Genomic DNA, 16,730 nt, shown 5'->3' on the forward strand with positions numbered 1-16,730 from the left:
ACCAGGATGACCGGCACGCCGGCGGCGCAGGCAAAGCCCATGTTGGCGATGTCGCCCGGACGCAGGTTGGTTTCGGCCGGGCTGCCGGCGCCTTCCACCAGGACCAGATCGGCATCCGAACAGAGCCGGTCGAAGCTGTCCAGCGCGGCGGCGAGCAGCCGCGACTTGTCCTTGCGATAGTCGCGCGCCCGCATCGTGCCCGCGCGCTTGCCCTGCACGATGATCTGCGCGCCGGTGTCGGTTTCCGGCTTGAGCAGGATCGGGTTCATGTCGGTATGGGGGTCGCGTCGCGCGGCGCGGGCCTGCAGGGCCTGCGCCCGCCCGATCTCGCCGCCGTTTTCCGTCACCGCGGCGTTGTTGGACATGTTCTGGGGTTTGAACGGCGCGACGTTCAGCCCCCGCCGGGTGAAGGCGCGCGCCAGTCCCGCCACCAGAACCGACTTTCCGACATTGCTGCCGGTGCCCTGAATCATGATGGCGCGTCCCATGGCTGGCCTCCTGTCCTGGCCCGCAGATGACCCGAAACGGCACCGAAGGAAAAGACCGGGACGGCCCGCAATCGGTGCAAAACCGACATGATCGGGCAAGCGGGCAAGAAAAAAGCGCGCCACCGGACGGGGCGCGCGTTTTGTCACGTCAAAAGCGGGATCAGGCCGCTTCTGCCTGTTGTGCCGCGGCGTTGCGCCGTTCGCTTTCCTCGCGCGAGAGCGCGACCGAAGTCCGCACACCGCGGCCGACGAATTCCATGAGACCCTGAACGACGCGTTCGTTCGGGTCGATGCCGGCGCAGGTCAGAACCTCGCGCCCATCACGCGAGCGCGCCCAGCGGGCGATCTGTTCCGGGCCGTTGCCGTATTTCTTGTCATCGGCGATGGCGTCATCCAGCGCAGCCAGTACGACGGCCGCAAAGAGCTTGCGAGCGCGGTTGCCCTGCTCGTTGTTAAAGGCTGTGCCGTCAACGAAATCTCTCATCTCGTCTTCCTTGTTTTTCTTGCTCTTGCAATTTTCGGCGTGGCGATCCTTATGACCGATACGGCGTGATTCGGATACACCTAAAATGCATAGTTGCGTTGCGTCATCTGCATGGCTCGCTGCAACTGCAGCACTAGGTGTCGTTGTCTTGCCAGGTCCGATCCCGCCAGATATAGGGTCGCCAAACGACGCATCAACCATGTGTGAAGGAATTATGTCATGCCCAAGATCAATGGGAACGAAATCCGCCCCGGCAATGTTCTGGAGCACAATGGCGGGCTGTGGGCGGCGGTCAAGGTCGAGCATGTCAAGCCGGGCAAGGGCGGCGCGTTTGCCCAGGTGGAGCTGCGCAACCTGCGCAACGGCACCAAGCTGAACGAACGGTTCCGGTCGGCGGACAAGGTGGAGCGGGTGCGGCTGGAGCAGAAGGACCAGCAATTTCTCTATGAATCCGATGGGATGCTGGTGTTCATGGACACCGAAACCTATGAGCAGATCGAATTGCCCGCGGATCTTCTGGGCGAGCGCCGCCCGTTCCTGCAGGACGGCATGACCATCGTCGTCGAATTCTACGAAAACGAGGCGCTGAACGCGACGCTGCCGCAGAAAGTCACCTGCAAGGTGGTGGAGACCGAGCCCGTGGTCAAAGGCCAGACCGCGGCGAATTCCTTCAAGCCGGCCGTTCTGGACAACGGGGTCAAGGTGATGGTGCCGCCCTTCATCGCGCAGGACGAGATGATCGTGGTGAATACCGAAACCATGGACTATTCCGAACGCGCATGACGTCGCGTCAGGCATCGTCGGCGCGAACGCCCTGAGGAGTCAGGCCGCCATGTTTTGCGCATGGCGGCATATTTTGTCTCAGGCCGACGATGTGCGATTCTGCGCGACACCGTCACCGAAGATCTCCAGCAGCAGCTCGTATTTGATCCGGTTGGCGCTGACCTGGCGGTAGAAGGCGATGAGAAAGGTGGTCGGACCCTGGATGCGGCTGAGGCCGGTGGTGGCGGCGACCACGGTGCCGACATCGGTCTTGCCGTTGAGCACGAGCCAGCCGCCCAGCATCAGCACGCCCACGGTGCCGGCGCCGTTGATCGCGCTGAGCAGGAACTTGGCCGAGAGCTTCCACAGGAACATCTTGCGCCGCGTCTCGTAGATGGCGTCGAAGCGGGCGTTCGCCTCGCGCGTGACCTCGTCGATCTCTTTGGCGGTCAGCTGATCGGTGGCCGCCCGCAGGATCCGCACCCGTTCCGCGACGAAGACATTCACCTTGCGCTGGGTGAACAGGACGATGACGATCTGCGGCACGATCATCGACAGCGCGATCAGGCCCAGTCCGGGCTGCGTGGACGAGATGTAGCCGATCACGCTGACCAGAGTTCCGATCTGCACCACCGGATCCGAGAACGCGCCGCCCGCGAATTTGCCGAGTTCCTCGGCCTCGGCCGAAATCGCGGTGGTCAGCGTGCCCTTGCGCACGTCCATCTGCTGCTCTTCGGCATCGGCCGCGCGGAACAGGAGCCGGTGCCGGATCAGCCGGATCACGTCCTCGCCCAGCGTGCCGGCCCGGTAGCCCAGCATCCATTTCAGAAACAGGCTCAGCACGATCACGCCCAGCATGCCTGAACCCAGGGCGAAGAGTTCCTCTTTGTCGAAATCCGCGACGGTCAGGTGGTTGACGATGTCGCGCTGGAACTCCAGGGGCACCGCCGCCAGGGCGGCAATGGCGAGCGATATCAGGATCAGGATGATCTGGCGGCCGGAACTGACCCGCCAGATGGCCAAGTAGAGCTGAAACATGAGCGCCCCCGTTCAAGACATGGACCGGAGTGTGGCGCGTGGCGTTTGCGAGTTCAAACGCGACTTGAGGGGAGACGGCGCGTCGTGCCGTGCGGGCCACAGCATTTCGGGGGCATGCCGGCGCGAAGCCGGTCGCCCTCTAGCGGACGAGAGTGGTCGTCACGTTGCGCGCCTTGCGGCTGCGGGTCAGCATGATGGCGGACAGGATCAGCGCCCCGGCGACGGCCTGGGGCATCGTGAGCCGCTCGCCGAACGCCAGCACGCCGACCGCGAACATCGTCGGCAGTTCGATGCTGCCGATCACGGCCGTGCGCGACGCGCCGACGATGGGCGAGCAGACGGCATAGATGAGCTGCGGGATCAGCGCCGTGAACAGCCCGATGCCGATGACCAGGCCCCAGGCCTGTGGTCCGGTGGGCAGGATCTGGGCGACGGGCGATCCGAGCATGAGCGGGGTCAGGCCGATGACCGATCCGAGCGAGACCGACCCGATGCGCGCGAGCGGCGGCAGGCGGGACAACCTATGGACCAGAACGCTGATGCCGAGCCCGAACCCGAATGGCGCGGCCAGCGCCAAGATCAGGGCGGGCAGCTGCCCGGCCGCGACGGCGGCCGGAGACCCGGCGATGACGGCGGCGACCACGATCAGGAGCGCCGCGAGAACCGCGCGCAGGCTGGGCGCGTCGCGGAAGAGCAGCCAGGCGAGCAGGACGGTGAAGACGGGATAGGTCATGTAGATGACCCCGACCGTGGACACCGGCACCGTTTCGAGCGCCTGAACGTAGCCGATCCAGCCCAGACCCATCACCGCGCCGGACATCAGCCCCCAGAACACCTCGCGCAGTTTGCCGCGCTGCAGGAGCAGGCTGGGCAGCAGGATCACGCTGGCCAGCACGTACCGGTAGTAGGCGATGGCGTAGGGCGGCAAGCCCTGGTCCGACAATCCGCGGCTGAAATAGGGAACCAGGCCGAAGCAGACCGATGCAAAGAGAACGCCCAGCGCGGCCAGAAATACGGCCTTGTCCGATGGGGGTGTTTCCAGCTGTTCCTGCGCCATGGTTTTGGATAGCACCAAGCCGGGTGCGCGCCAATCATGGTCGGACCTTGTGCGCCGGGGCGCCCGGGTCAGCCCTGCACGAGCCGCACGGAGGCCTCACCCGCCTGCATCCCGCCCTGTGCCCGGTCGAGCCTGAGATAGGCGATGGCCCGGTCGCCCGACCGGGTGTGCAGCGTGCCGCAGGGTTTGCCGCCCGAAGTGATGGCGGTGCCGGGGGCGGCGTCGCCGGCGATCTCGACGATCCGCAGGCCCTTGCGCAGTTCGGTCTTGTGCTTCATCCGGGCGGTGACTTCCTGCCCGACATAGCAGCCCTTCTTGAAATCGACGCCGTTCAGCGTTTCGAACCCGGATTCCAGAATGTAGCTGTCCGGGGTCAGTTCGATGCCGGTTTCGGGGATGCAATGGGCCACCCGGATCGCGTCCCAGTCGGTGCCGTCATCGCTTTCGGGGGCGTCGGAATAGGCGCGCCAGCCCATGTCCGGGTGGCGCGGATCGGGCAGGGCACCGTGGGGGGCCGGGCCGGTGCCGCGTTGCAGGTGCAGGCCGCTGTCGGCGATGGTCACATCTGCGCGCAGCTTGTAGAGGGTCAGCCGCTTGATCAGATCGTCGGCCAGATCCTCGGCCACGTCCAGCAGGATGCCGTCGCCGTCGCGGCACAGGAAGAAATCGGCCAGATACTTTCCCTGCGGCGACAACAACGCGGCGTAGACCAGCCCGTCGTCCAGCCGCTGGATGTCGTTGGTGATCAGGCCCTGCAGGAAATCGCGGGTGTCCTGCCCGGTCAGGCGGAGGATGCGGCGGGTGAACATGAGTCTTGTCCTCGTCATTTTCCAGGGCCGTTGATATAGGAGATCGCACCGCCATGACCAGAGGAGACCGGCTTGCCCGCACCGCTCAGCATCGTCATTCCGACCCTGAATTCGGGCCGGGATCTGCCGCGCACGCTCGAGTCGCTGTTCGAGGGGCTGCAGGCCGGACTGATCCGCGATCTCGTGATCACCGATGGCGGATCGACGGACGAGACCGGGGCGATCGCGGACGGGGCCGGGGCCGTGGTCGTGACCGGGCCGCCGTCGCGCGGGGGGCAGTTGCGCCGGGGCTGTGCGGCGGCGCGGGGCGAATGGCTGCTGATCCTGCATGCCGACACGGTTCTGGAGCCGGGATGGAGCGAGGCGGTGATGGTTCACACCCAAACCGGCGGTGGGCCGGCGGCGTTTCGGCTGGCCTTTCGCGCCAAGGGGTTCTGGCCCGCATGGGTGGCGGGGTGGGCCAATCTGCGCAGCCGTCTGCTGGGCCTGCCCTATGGCGATCAGGGGTTGCTGGTGGCGCGTGCGGATTACGACGCGGCCGGGGGCTATCCCGATCAGCCGCTGATGGAGGACGTGGCCATCGTGCGGGCGCTGCCGCGCGTGGCGCTGTTGCCCGCCCGTGCCCGGACCAGCGCCGAGAGATATGCGCGCGACGGCTGGCTGCGCCGCGGGGCGCGCAACCTCTGGACGCTCACGCGCTATCGTCTGGGGGCAGACCCCGAGCGGCTGGCGCGGGCCTATCGTCGCTGAGGCTGCGGCGCAGTTCGACCAGCGACTTGCCCAGCCGGAACGGCGCGGCGAAGCTGACCAGGCACAGCGCGATGATCTGCAGGACCAGGATGTGCGCGTTGTCCTGCAGGTACTGCCATTCGTCCCTGAGCTTGCCCACCTGCTCCACCAGATCGTCGTAGCTCTGCGCCAGGATCAGGTAGTCTCCGGCGATCGCGGGCACCTTGCGGCGCATGTTGTCGATGGCGGCCCGGGTGGGATCGTCGAGCGAGGTGAAGACCAGGAACTGGTCGATGCTGAACGCATCCGCCCGCGCCACCATCCTGCGCATTTCGTCGGCATCGTCCTTTTCGCCGCCGCCGAACAGGAACCGCAGCCCCTGCAGCGGCGCGACCTCGTCGGTGACGGCGATGAAGAGCGGCAGTTCGGCGTTGCTGGCGGTCGAGGCGGACAGGAACTCGACCTTGTCGCACAGAACGGCGGTGTCGGGGTCATGGGCCGGGTCGCAGAAGCGCAGCCGGAACCGGGCGGCGTCGCGGTCGAAGGCCGAGGTGGCGGCATAGGCGAGGTCGATCTGGCGGTCGAGCCGCGAACTGTCGGCGGTGTAGAGCCCGGCCAGAACCGCCACCAGCGCGCCGATGCCGCCGAGGACGACCCAGACCAGATCGGCCAGCTTCCACGCCCGGTGATCGGCCGGCTTGCGGAACAGCAAGGCGGTGCCGACCGACCCCAGCAGGAAGGCCAGGAGCAGGAGCGGCAGCTGGTTTTCGGCGATGAAGGTCATGCCCGGAAGTTTACGGGGCCAGCAAGGCCGCGCAACTGCCTTCACGAAGATGTAGGGCGGTTGCCGGGTCGGGATGCCGTCGTCGCCCCGGCGGGCTGTGGCAACCGCAAACCGTTTCGTGCGAAACCGATGACTTTGCCCGCCCGTCCGGGGTATCGTCGGCGGCGGGAGGGGGTTTCATGACCAGAGAGATCGTGCTGATCCACGGGGCCTTTGCCGGACCCTGGTGCATGGAGGACTATGCGGGGTACTTCCGCGACCGCGGCTGGACGGTGCACACACCGGCGCTGCGCTATCACGGCGGTGATCCGGGGGCCGAGCCCGACCCGCGGCTGGCCGAGACCAGCGTGATGGACTATGCCGACGACATCGCCGAGTTCGTGCGGGGGCTGAAGAGCAGGCCGGTCATCCTGGGCCATGCCATCGCGGGCGTGGTGGCGCAGAAGGTGGCGGCGCGCGGGCTGGCCGGCGCCATCGTGCTGATCAACCCCAACGCGCCCTGGGGAACGCTGCCGGCGACCGACGACGAACGCGCCATCCCCCGGTCGCTGATGGAGGGCGGGGCGTTCTGGAAGGCGCCGATGCGGGTGGAGTTCGACCTGATGGCGCCCTTTGCCCTGAACGGGATGCCCGAGGCGCAACAGCACGCGGTGTTCGACCGGCTGGGCGCGGAAAGCGGGCGGGTGATGTTCGAGATGTTCTTCTGGATGTTCGACGATCACGCGGCGATGAAGGTCGATTTCGACAAGGTGACGTGCCCGGTTCTGGTGGTCTCCGGCTCCGAGGACCGGGCAGTGAATCCCGACACCTGCCGCGCCCTGGCCGATCTTTACGGGGAGCGGGGGACGTTCCTGCGCGCCGAGGGCCACGCGCATTTCATGTTCCTGGAGCCGGGATGGGAAAAGGTGGCGGCGCAGATCGCGGAGTGGATGGAGGAGAAGGTGGTGCCGGGAGGGCCGGGAGGGCCGGGCTGAAGCCCGGCCTACGGGGTTTCGGAGCGTTCGAAACGGCCTGGGTGGGCCATGCGGGGTGCCGAGTGTCATGCAAGCGCCCGACTCGCCCGCATGGGCGGGCGCGTGGGTTGAGGCAGGATGGGTTATTGACGCATCGCCGCGTCGGCGGGTTTAAGAATAAGCGCCCATTCGTCGGGTGTTGGCGGGTCTTGGTGGGTTGGAAACCCACCCTACGGTTGCTCCACTTGCCACTCACTAGAACTACTTAGCTTCATCTGCAGCTTATCAGGGTAGTTGTTTCCAAAGTTTCTGAAAATTTCGGTAGTCATAGATATTGAAATTGAATTGCAAAACTTCGACTTGTCTTTGTCGGAGGAAAAAAGAACATGAGAGATAGAGCCGTCATCATCGTGCAGAAAGCTGAATATGAATGAGTGAACAAACTGATCGCTGATATAACCAATTTTCGATGTCACGGTGTGAGAGCTTTCAAAGTCATAAAATTCTTCCACTCGATGTCTATTCATTAAGTCAGGAATCTTATGAGTCTGGCCGTCTGCTACCATAATTGAATATCTGGTGACTTGGTACTCTGTGTTAACTAAGTCGCTAGTAAGCTTGGATTTTGCTTCGACAAGCTTTCTGATTGCGAAGAAGCCGCACATGATTTCTCTCTCTGCCAAGCCCAAGTCGTCATCGTCGGGTTCTAGTTTAGCAGACGTTTTTTCGATTAGATCAGCCGCAATTAGCAGCGGTTCTTTCCAATACCTGCTTTCCCAGATCATTACTCAAACATCCAACTCCTCCACGAACCGCGCGTTCTCCTGGATGTACTGGAACCGCAGTTCGGGTTTCTTGCCCATCAGGCGTTCGACCAGGTCGCCGGTCTCGCCGGGTTCGTCCTCGTCGATGGTGACGCGGATCAGTTTGCGCGATTTGGGGTCCATCGTGGTTTCCTTCAGGTCCTTGGCGTCCATCTCGCCCAGGCCCTTGAAGCGGGAAACGTCGATCTTGCCCTTGCCGCCCAGGCCCTTTTCCAGCCACATGTCGCGCTCGGCCTCGTCCAGGCAGTAGACGCGTTTCGCGCCTTGCGTCAGGCGGTAGAGCGGCGGGCAGGCCAGGTACAGGTGGCCCGCGTCGATCATCGGGCGCATCTGGGTGAAGAAGAAGGTCATCAGGAGCGAGGCGATATGCGCCCCGTCCACGTCGGCGTCGGTCATGATGATGACCTTGTCATAGCGCAGGTCGTCGATGTTGAACCGGGTGCCGAGGCCCACGCCCAGCGCCTGGGTCAGGTCGCTGATCTCGGCATTGGTGCCCAGTTTCGAGCTGGCCGCGCCCAGCACGTTCAGGATCTTGCCGCGCAGGGGCAGCAGCGCCTGGGTCTCGCGGTTGCGGGCCATCTTGGCCGAGCCGCCGGCCGAATCGCCCTCGACGATGAACAGTTCGGTGCCATCGCGGGTCTGGCTGGTGCAGTCCACCAGCTTGCCAGGCAGGCGCAGTTTCTTGGTGGCGGATTTGCGTTGGGTTTCCTTTTCCTGGCGGCGGCGCAGCCGTTCCTCGGCCCGCAGGATCAGGAAATCGAGAATCGCGCCGGCGGATTTGGTGTCGGCGGCCAGCCAGTTGTCGAAATGGTCGCGGACCGAGTTCTCCACCAGCCGCTGCGCCTCGACCGTGGCCAGCCGGTCCTTGGTCTGGCCGACGAATTCGGGTTCACGGATGAAGCAGGAGACCAGCGCGCAGCCCCCGGTGATCAGGTCTTCGCGGGTGATCTGGGCGGCCTTCTTGTTGTTGATCAGCTCGCCATAGGCCTTGATCCCCTTGAGGATCGCGGCCCAGAAGCCGGATTCGTGGGTGCCGCCCTCGGGGGTGGGCACGGTGTTGCAGTAGGACTGGATGAAGCCGTCGCGCGAGGGCGTCCAGTTGATCGCCCATTCCACCTTGCCGGCGGTGCCGAATTTCTCGGTGAAATCGACGGTGCCGGCAAAGGGCTGGTCGGCATAGGTGGACGAGCCGTTCATCGTCTCTTTCAGGTAGTCCGACAGGCCGCCGGGGAAGTGGAAACTGGCCTCGGTGGGTGTCTCGCCATCGTCGATGGCGGATTTCCAGCGGATCTCCACCCCCGAGAACAGGTAGGCCTTGGAGCGGATCGACTTGAACAGGCGGGCGGGCTTGAAGCGGTGGTGGCCGAAGATCTCTTCGTCGGCGTGGAAGGTCACGGTGGTGCCGCGGCGGTTGGGGGCGGCGCCGATCCTTTCGACGGGGCCGAGCGGCAGCCCGCGCGAGAAGCGTTGTTCATAAAGCTGCTTGTCGCGCGCCACCTGCACCACCATCGAATCGGACAGCGCGTTGACCACCGAGGCGCCCACCCCGTGCAGCCCGCCCGAGGTCTGATAGGCCTTGCCCGAGAACTTGCCGCCCGCGTGCAGGGTGCACAGGATCACCTCGAGCGCGGATTTGTCCGGGAACTTGGGATGCGGGTCGATGGGGATGCCGCGGCCGTTGTCGCGGATGGTGACGGCGTAGTCGTCGTGCAGCTCCACCTCGATCCGGTTGGCGTATCCCGCCACCGCCTCGTCCATCGAATTGTCGAGGATCTCGGCCACCATGTGGTGCAGGGCACGCTCGTCGGTGCCGCCGATATACATGCCGGGGCGTTTGCGGACGGGTTCCAGCCCTTCGAGCACCTCGATCGCGGAGGCGTCATAGGTCGGGGCGGGCGCGGCGCTCAGGAGATCTTCGGGCATCGGTGCTGCTCTTGTTCTTGGGTTTGGCCCCATTATGGCAGGTGATGTGGTTGGGGAAAAGGGGGGCGCGAGGTCTTGTGGGTGACGGGGGCGCGCCTGAGTGCCGGCGGCGCTCAGGGATGGGCCGGCGCCGCGACAGGAGGTCGTGGCCCATCCGCGCCCGGTCGAGAGATACCCGGGCTCACTTTCCTGCTTCTTTCTGGTCGAAAATACCCCAGGGAGTTTGAGGGACAGCGGCCCTCAACAAACAACAAGGAAAAGCGCGCCGAAGGCGCACGATTCGCGCATGCGCACCCGCGCCCGCCGCCATCGGCATGTCATGCAACCAAGAAAGAAAAGGCGCCCGCCTCTTGCAAGGCGGGCGCCGGCAGACACGGGTAGTGACGGTCAGTCCGCCGTCAGCAGCGGAGGCTTGTCGCCCGAAATGCGGGCCTGGCCGGGGCCGACCATCTGCAGATCCAGTTTGCCGTTCTTCACCGAGACGCGGACCACGCCGCCCTTGGCGAGCTTGCCGAACAAGAGCTCCTCGGCCAGCGGCTTCTTGAGGTTCTCCTGGATCACGCGGGCCAGCGGCCGCGCGCCCATCTTGTCGTCATAGCCCTTGTCGGCCAGCCATTCGCTGGCCGCGCGGGTCAGTTCGATGGTCACGCCGCGGTCCAGCAGCTGCGCTTCGAGCTGGAGGACGAATTTCTCGACCACCTGCAGGATGACCTCCTTGGGCAGCGGCGCGAAGGAGATGACCGCATCCAGACGGTTGCGGAACTCCGGCGTGAACATGCGCTCGATGGCGGCGGTGTCCTCGCCCTCGCGTCGGTCGCGGCCAAAGCCGATGGCGGCCTGCGCCTGTTCCTGCGCGCCCGCGTTCGAGGTCATGATCAGCACCACGTTGCGGAAGTTCACGGTGCGGCCGTTGTGATCGGTCAGCTCGCCGTGATCCATCACCTGCAGCAGGATGTTGAACACGTCCGGATGCGCCTTTTCGATCTCGTCCAGCAGCAGCACGCAATGCGGATGCTGGTCGACGCCATCGGTCAGCAGCCCGCCCTGGTCGAAGCCGACATAGCCCGGCGGCGCGCCGATCAGGCGGGAGACCGCGTGTTTCTCCATGTATTCCGACATGTCGAAGCGCAGGAGCTCGACGCCCAGCACATCCGCCAGCTGCTTGGCGACCTCGGTCTTGCCGACGCCGGTGGGGCCCGCGAACAGGTAGTTGCCGATGGGCTTTTCCGGTTCGCGCAGGCCGGCGCGGGCCAGCTTGATGGCGCTGGAGAGCGCCTCGATGGCCTGGTCCTGGCCGAACACCACCCGCTTGAGGGAGGCTTCGAGATCCTTGAGCAGCTCGGCATCGTCCTTGGTGACGTTCTTGGGCGGGATGCGGGCGATCTTGGCGACCACCGCCTCGATCTCCTTGACGCCGATGGTCTTGCGGCGCTTGCTTTCGGCCAGCAGATGCTGGGCCGCGCCGGCCTCGTCGATCACGTCGATGGCCTTGTCGGGCAGCTTGCGGTCGTTGATGTAGCGGGCCGACAGTTCCACCGCGGTCTTGATCGCGTCGGCGGTATACTTGATCTCGTGATGCTTCTCGAAATAGGGCTTGAGGCCCTTGAGGATCTTGATGCTGTCCTCGACCGTGGGTTCGTTCACGTCGATCTTCTGGAACCGCCGGCTGAGCGCGCGGTCCTTTTCGAAATGCTGGCGGAACTCCTTGTAGGTGGTCGAGCCCATGGTGCGCAGCTTGCCGCCCTGCAGGGCGGGTTTCAGCAGGTTCGAGGCGTCCATGGCGCCGCCCGAGGTGGCGCCGGCGCCGATCACCGTGTGGATCTCGTCGATGAAGAGCACCGCGTCGGGGTGGTTTTCCAATTCGCTGACCACGGCCTTGAGCCGCTCTTCGAAATCGCCGCGATAGCGGGTTCCGGCCAGCAGCGCGCCCATGTCGAGCGCATAGATCGTCGTGTTCGACAGAACGTCCGGCGCTTCGCCCGAGACGATCTTGTGTGCCAGCCCCTCGGCGATGGCGGTCTTGCCGACGCCCGGATCGCCCACCAGCAGCGGGTTGTTCTTGCGGCGGCGGCACAGCACCTGGATGCAGCGTTCGACCTCGTCGGCGCGGCCGATCAGCGGATCGACTTCGCCGGACCGGGCCTTGGCGTTCAGATCGACGCAGTATTTCCCGAGCGCGCTTTCCTTTTGCTCGGTGTCGCCCGAGCCTGCGGATTTGGCTTCCTCTTCCGAATGGTCGGCGCCGGTCACGGGGCGGTTTTCGCCATAGGCCGGATCCTTGGCCACGCCGTGGGCGATGAAGTTCACCGCGTCGTAGCGGGTCATGTCCTGCTCCTGCAGGAAATAGGCGGCGTTGCTTTCCCGTTCGGCGAATATCGCCACCAGCACGTTGGCGCCGGTCACTTCGGTGCGGCCCGAGCTTTGCACATGGATCGCGGCGCGCTGGATCACCCGCTGGAATGCCGCCGTGGGCACGGCTTCGGACCCGTCGATATCGGTCACGAGGTTCGACAGGTCTTCGTCGATGAATTCGATCAGCGTGCCGCGCAGCTCGTCCAGATTGACGCTGCACGCCTTCATGACACGCACCGCGTCCGGCTCTTCCAGCAGCGCCAGAAGCAGATGTTCCAGCGTCGCGAATTCATGTCGCCGTTCATTCGCGGCCGCCAGGGCCGCGTGGATGGCTTGTTCCAATGTGCTCGAGAATGAAGGCACGCGGGTGCTCCTCTGTCTTGGGCCGAAACGGGGGGCGAGTTGCGGTCGAACCCCCTGCTCAACCATGTCCTCATAGTACTAGAGTTTGGTTGAACATGGCCCGGCTTCAAGGGTTTTCTTGCTCTTGACAGTCACATTTCCCGTGACCGTGGTCGTGAGCGCAGCATTTTGTGGCTAGAATCTGTCCTTGCGGCCCCGGATCTCGGCGAACACCGCGGCGGGCTCGGCGCCGACCATGTCCAGACGGGCCTGAATCGCCGGCTCCGCCGCACGCAGAAACGGGTTGGTGGCCTTCTCCAGCGCCAGCGACGAGGGGACGGTGGGGCGATCGGCCGCACGGGCGCGGGCGATGTCGGCGATGCGCTGGCGCAGATCGGGATTGTCCGGTTCGATGGTCTCGGCAAATCGTCCATTGGCCTGGGTGTATTCATGCCCGGAACAGACGATTGTTTCCTCGGGCAGCGCGGCCAGCTTGCTCAGCGACTCCCACATCTGCGGGGCGGTGCCTTCGAACAGGCGCCCGCATCCCAGGGCCATGAGGCTGTCGCCGGTAAAGACCGCGCGGCTTTCGGGCATGTAATAGGCGACATGGCCGACCGTGTGCCCGGACACGTCGATGACCTGCACCGGCTCGCCGCCGATTTCGAAGCGGTCGCCCTCGGCCACTTCCAGATCGAGCGGCGGCAGGCGGTGCGCGTCCGCCGCCGCGCCGACCACCTGTGCGGGATGCTGCGCCAGAATCTCGGCCAAACCGTCCACATGGTCGAAATGGTGGTGCGTCAGCAGGACGTGGCTCAGCCGCCAGCCGCGCGCCGCAAGCTCGGCCAGGATCGGCGCCGCCTCGGGCGCGTCCACCAGCGCGGTTTGGCCGCTGGTCGGGTCATGCGCCAGAAAGGCGTAATTGTCGCTGAGGCACGGCACGGTGACGACGTCAAGAGGCATGGCCTTTTGCCCTTTCGTTGCTAGACTGCGCCCAGCTAAGCTGATCGGGCCGGTATCCGCAATGCATCTCGACGTGCAGGATCTGAAGAATTTCTACTACCGCAGCACGCTGGGGCGTGCGGCGCAGGCCGCGATCCGCGGTCGCCTGCTCGACATCTGGCCCGAGGCGCAGGGGCAGACGGTGGTGGGCTTCGGATTCGCGGTGCCGCTGTTGCGCCCGTATCTGGCCGACGCACGGCGCGTGATCGGGCTGATGCCGGGGCCGCAGGGTGTGATGCCCTGGCCCGCCGGGGCGCCCAATGTCTCGGTCCTGTGCGAGGAGACGAGCTGGCCCATCGAAACCGGCCATGTCGACAAGCTGGTGATGCTGCACGGTCTGGAAACCTCGGAACGGCCGAGCCAGCTGCTGGAAGAGTGCTGGCGGGCGCTGGGGCCGGGCGGCAAGGCGCTGTTCATCGTCCCCAACCGGGCGGGGCTGTGGTCGCGGTCGGACAAGACGCCGTTCGGATACGGGCGGCCCTATTCGCTGGGGCAGCTGGAAACCCAGCTCAAGGTCCATCAGTTCGCGCCCGGAAACCACTGTTCGGCGCTCTATCTGCCGCCGTCCTATCGCAGGTTCTGGCTGAAATCCGCGAACCTGATCGAAAAGACCGGGCAACGCCTGCCGACGATCATGGCGGGCGGGGTGCTGATGATCGAAGCCAGCAAGCAGGTCAAGCCGCCCAAAGGCAGCGTCACCAAGGATGAGGCGCCGCGCTCGATCAAGGCGCTGGATGGCTTGCTGAAGCCCGCATGAGCGCGCGGGGCGCCGGAACGGACCCGCGAACCCCGGCAGGTCGTGCGGCGCGGAAACCCGGCTGCAGGAATCGCAAAAACCTGCAATCCAGTAACATTTTTCACCCCAATAGGGGGGTCCAAAGGGTCGCAGTTGCGCTAATGCGCTGAAATCAAACGTTTTGTGGATATTTACGTTACCGCTATAGTATATTGCGACGTAGGGAACGCTCTGCTACATCCCCGGTGATTTTGGCGCCCTGCCGTCCTGGCAGGGCTTCTTCACGCCCCGATGCAGCGGCCGCTGCGCCATGTCGGGGCCCAGAATATCGGAAGGGTGGACGTGTCCGAACCAGCTTCGATTTCCGCAGGCATCGCGGAACGCTATGCCACGGCGATCTTCGAGATCGCGAAAGAGAACAACGACCTTGCGGGTCTGGAATCCGGCATCAACGATCTGGCCGCCGCCCTGGGCGAAAGCGCCGATCTGCGCGACCTGATCGCGTCGCCGCTGGTGACGCGCGCCGATCAGGAGGCCGCGATCACCACGATCGCCGACAAGATGGGGCTGAATGCCATCCTGCGCAATTCGCTGGGTCTGATGGCGCAAAAGCGCCGCCTGTTCGTGGTGCCGCAGCTGCTGAAGACCCTGCGCGACATGCTGGCCGACGAGCGCGGCGAGGTGACCGCCGAGGTCGCCTCGGCCAAGGCCCTGACCAAGGCCCAGATGGACAAGCTGTCCAAGACGCTGAGCGAGCGTGTGGGCAAGACCGTGACAATCAATGCGACCGTCGATGAAAGCCTTATCGGCGGTCTTGTCGTCAAAGTGGGCTCGCGGATGATCGACAGTTCGATCCGCTCCAAGCTCAACTCCCTACAGAATGCAATGAAAGAGGTCGGATAAATGGGAATCCAAGCTGCAGAGATTTCTGCAATCCTGAAGGACCAGATCAAGAACTTTGGTCAGGAAGCGGAAGTGGCCGAGATCGGCCGGGTGCTGAGCGTCGGTGACGGGATTGCCCGTGTTTATGGCCTCGACAACGTGCAGGCCGGCGAGATGGTCGAATTCCCCGGCGGCATCATGGGCATGGCGCTGAACCTGGAAAGCGACAACGTCGGCGTCGTGATCTTCGGGTCGGACCGCGACATCAAGGAAGGCGACACCGTCAAGCGCACCAACTCGATCGTGGACGTTCCGATCGGCGACGAGCTGCTGGGCCGCGTGGTTGACGGCCTGGGCAACCCCATCGACGGCAAGGGTCCGATCAACGCAACCCAGCGAGGCGTCGCGGATGTCAAGGCGCCGGGCATCATCCCGCGCCGCTCGGTTCACGAGCCGATGGCGACCGGCCTGAAATCGGTGGACGCGATGATCCCGATCGGCCGCGGCCAGCGCGAGCTGATCATCGGCGACCGCCAGACCGGCAAGACCGCCGTGGCGCTGGACACCATCCTGAACCAGAAGGTCTACAACGAAGCCGCGGGCGATGACGAGAGCAAGAAGCTCTACTGCGTCTATGTCGCCATCGGGCAAAAGCGCTCGACCGTGGCGCAGCTGGTGAAGCGCCTGGAGGAATCCGGCGCCATCGAATATTCGATCGTCGTGGCCGCAACCGCCTCGGACCCGGCGCCGATGCAGTTCCTGGCCCCCTATGCCGCAACCGCGATGGCCGAATTCTTCCGCGACAACGGCCGCCACGCGCTCATTATCTATGACGACCTGTCGAAACAGGCCGTGGCCTATCGCCAGATGTCGCTGCTGCTGCGCCGCCCGCCGGGGCGCGAAGCCTATCCGGGCGACGTGTTCTACCTGCACTCGCGCCTGCTGGAGCGTTCGGCCAAGCTCAACGAGGATTTCGGCGCCGGGTCGCTGACCGCGCTGCCGATCATCGAAACCCAGGGCGGCGACGTGTCGGCGTTCATCCCGACCAACGTGATCTCGATCACCGACGGCCAGATCTTCCTGGAGACAGAACTGTTCTACCAGGGCATCCGCCCCGCCGTGAACACCGGTCTGTCCGTGTCGCGCGTGGGTTCGTCGGCCCAGACCGATGCGATGAAGTCGGTCGCCGGCCCGGTGAAACTGGAACTGGCCCAGTACCGTGAGATGGCAGCGTTTGCGCAGTTCGGATCCGACCTCGACGCCGCAACCCAGCAGCTGCTGAACCGCGGTGCGCGTCTGACCGAACTGATGAAGCAGCCGCAGTATTCGCCGCTGACCAACGCCGAGATCGTCTGCGTGATCTTTGCCGGCACCAACGGGTACCTGGACAAGATCCCGGTTTCCGATGTCAGCCGCTACGAGGCCGGGCTGCTGGCGCATCTGCGCGGCAAGCACGCGGACCTGCTGCAGTGGATCACCGACGAGGATCCCAAGATCAAGGGTGAGGCCGCCGACCGGATCAAGGCTGCGCTGGACGAATTCGCCGCAACCTTCGCTTGAGGAGA

At 64.9% G+C, this 16,730-nt stretch carries 16 protein-coding genes; 6 read left to right on the plus strand and 10 right to left on the minus strand.

Annotation, left to right across the window (positions count from 1 at the left end; all coding sequences use genetic code 11):
• Nucleotides 1-488, minus strand: a 488-nt coding sequence (locus tag AC2FNJ_RS12800) for a nucleotide-binding protein (RefSeq protein WP_496764706.1), incomplete at its 3' end; no start/stop codon positions are given.
• 160 nt (nt 489-648) lie between these two features.
• Complete coding sequence (locus AC2FNJ_RS12805; RefSeq protein WP_496764708.1) at nt 649-972, minus strand: DUF6280 family protein; 324 nt, start codon at nt 970-972, stop codon at nt 649-651.
• A 219-nt stretch (nt 973-1,191) separates the two neighbouring features.
• Between AC2FNJ_RS12805 and efp the strand changes: the two genes are divergently transcribed.
• The gene (efp, locus tag AC2FNJ_RS12810) at nt 1,192-1,755 is read left to right on the plus strand and encodes an elongation factor P (RefSeq protein ID WP_496764710.1); all 564 of its coding nucleotides are present in this window, start codon (nt 1,192-1,194) and stop codon (nt 1,753-1,755) included.
• 78 nt (nt 1,756-1,833) lie between these two features.
• Here efp and AC2FNJ_RS12815 read toward each other — a convergent pair whose 3' ends face one another.
• The 3 genes from AC2FNJ_RS12815 to ygfZ all read right to left on the minus strand — a co-directional run bounded on the left by AC2FNJ_RS12815 (nt 1,834) and on the right by ygfZ (nt 4,638).
• Nucleotides 1,834-2,772 carry an ABC transporter transmembrane domain-containing protein gene (locus AC2FNJ_RS12815; protein WP_496764712.1) on the minus strand — a complete coding sequence of 313 codons (939 nt, stop codon included), beginning with the start codon at nt 2,770-2,772 and terminating at the stop codon, nt 1,834-1,836.
• 139 nt (nt 2,773-2,911) lie between these two features.
• Complete coding sequence (locus AC2FNJ_RS12820) at nt 2,912-3,829, minus strand: DMT family transporter (protein ID WP_496764714.1); 918 nt, start codon at nt 3,827-3,829, stop codon at nt 2,912-2,914.
• A gap of 68 nt (nt 3,830-3,897) precedes the next feature.
• Entirely contained in the window at nt 3,898-4,638 is a 741-nt protein-coding gene (gene ygfZ / locus AC2FNJ_RS12825) for a CAF17-like 4Fe-4S cluster assembly/insertion protein YgfZ (RefSeq protein WP_496764716.1), read from the minus strand.
• Nucleotides 4,639-4,710: 72 nt separating this feature from the next.
• Here ygfZ and AC2FNJ_RS12830 point away from each other — a divergent pair, with 72 nt between their 5' ends.
• A complete protein-coding gene (locus AC2FNJ_RS12830; protein WP_496764718.1) occupies nt 4,711-5,388 on the plus strand; it encodes a TIGR04283 family arsenosugar biosynthesis glycosyltransferase in 678 nt (225 codons plus the stop codon).
• On the opposite strand, the gene AC2FNJ_RS12835 is transcribed toward AC2FNJ_RS12830, so the two are convergent.
• On the minus strand, nt 5,330-6,151 hold the full coding sequence (locus AC2FNJ_RS12835; protein WP_496764719.1) for a hypothetical protein: 822 nt from the start codon (nt 6,149-6,151) through the stop codon (nt 5,330-5,332). The two genes, AC2FNJ_RS12830 and AC2FNJ_RS12835, sit on opposite strands and share 59 nt — an antisense overlap.
• Before the next feature lie 179 nt (nt 6,152-6,330).
• Here AC2FNJ_RS12835 and AC2FNJ_RS12840 point away from each other — a divergent pair, with 179 nt between their 5' ends.
• Entirely contained in the window at nt 6,331-7,125 is a 795-nt protein-coding gene (locus tag AC2FNJ_RS12840; protein ID WP_496764721.1) for an alpha/beta hydrolase, read from the plus strand.
• Nucleotides 7,126-7,334: 209 nt separating this feature from the next.
• Here the strand turns inward: AC2FNJ_RS12840 and AC2FNJ_RS12845 are convergent, their stop codons facing one another.
• The 4 genes from AC2FNJ_RS12845 to gloB all read right to left on the minus strand — a co-directional run bounded on the left by AC2FNJ_RS12845 (nt 7,335) and on the right by gloB (nt 13,508).
• Nucleotides 7,335-7,889 (minus strand): hypothetical protein, encoded by a 555-nt coding sequence (locus tag AC2FNJ_RS12845; protein ID WP_496764722.1) that lies wholly within the window; start codon nt 7,887-7,889, stop codon nt 7,335-7,337.
• A gap of 3 nt (nt 7,890-7,892) precedes the next feature.
• A complete protein-coding gene (gene parE, locus AC2FNJ_RS12850; RefSeq protein ID WP_496764723.1) occupies nt 7,893-9,851 on the minus strand; it encodes a DNA topoisomerase IV subunit B in 1,959 nt (652 codons plus the stop codon).
• Nucleotides 9,852-10,238: 387 nt separating this feature from the next.
• Nucleotides 10,239-12,566, minus strand: coding sequence for an ATP-dependent Clp protease ATP-binding subunit ClpA (gene clpA / locus AC2FNJ_RS12855; RefSeq protein WP_496764724.1), 2,328 nt, complete (start codon nt 12,564-12,566; stop codon nt 10,239-10,241).
• Nucleotides 12,567-12,740: 174 nt separating this feature from the next.
• Nucleotides 12,741-13,508, minus strand: coding sequence for a hydroxyacylglutathione hydrolase (gloB, locus tag AC2FNJ_RS12860; protein WP_496764725.1), 768 nt, complete (start codon nt 13,506-13,508; stop codon nt 12,741-12,743).
• Nucleotides 13,509-13,569: 61 nt separating this feature from the next.
• Here gloB and AC2FNJ_RS12865 point away from each other — a divergent pair, with 61 nt between their 5' ends.
• The 3 genes from AC2FNJ_RS12865 (at nt 13,570) to atpA (ending at nt 16,725) form a co-directional block, all read left to right on the plus strand.
• Complete coding sequence (locus AC2FNJ_RS12865; RefSeq protein WP_496764726.1) at nt 13,570-14,304, plus strand: class I SAM-dependent methyltransferase; 735 nt, start codon at nt 13,570-13,572, stop codon at nt 14,302-14,304.
• 321 nt (nt 14,305-14,625) lie between these two features.
• Nucleotides 14,626-15,186, plus strand: coding sequence for a F0F1 ATP synthase subunit delta (locus tag AC2FNJ_RS12870; RefSeq protein WP_496764727.1), 561 nt, complete (start codon nt 14,626-14,628; stop codon nt 15,184-15,186).
• Complete coding sequence (atpA, locus tag AC2FNJ_RS12875) at nt 15,187-16,725, plus strand: F0F1 ATP synthase subunit alpha (RefSeq protein ID WP_496764728.1); 1,539 nt, start codon at nt 15,187-15,189, stop codon at nt 16,723-16,725. It abuts the gene before it with no gap.
• The last annotated feature ends 5 nt before the right edge of the window (nt 16,726-16,730 follow it).

This window comes from Ruegeria sp. BHSB196 (assembly GCF_059613135.1).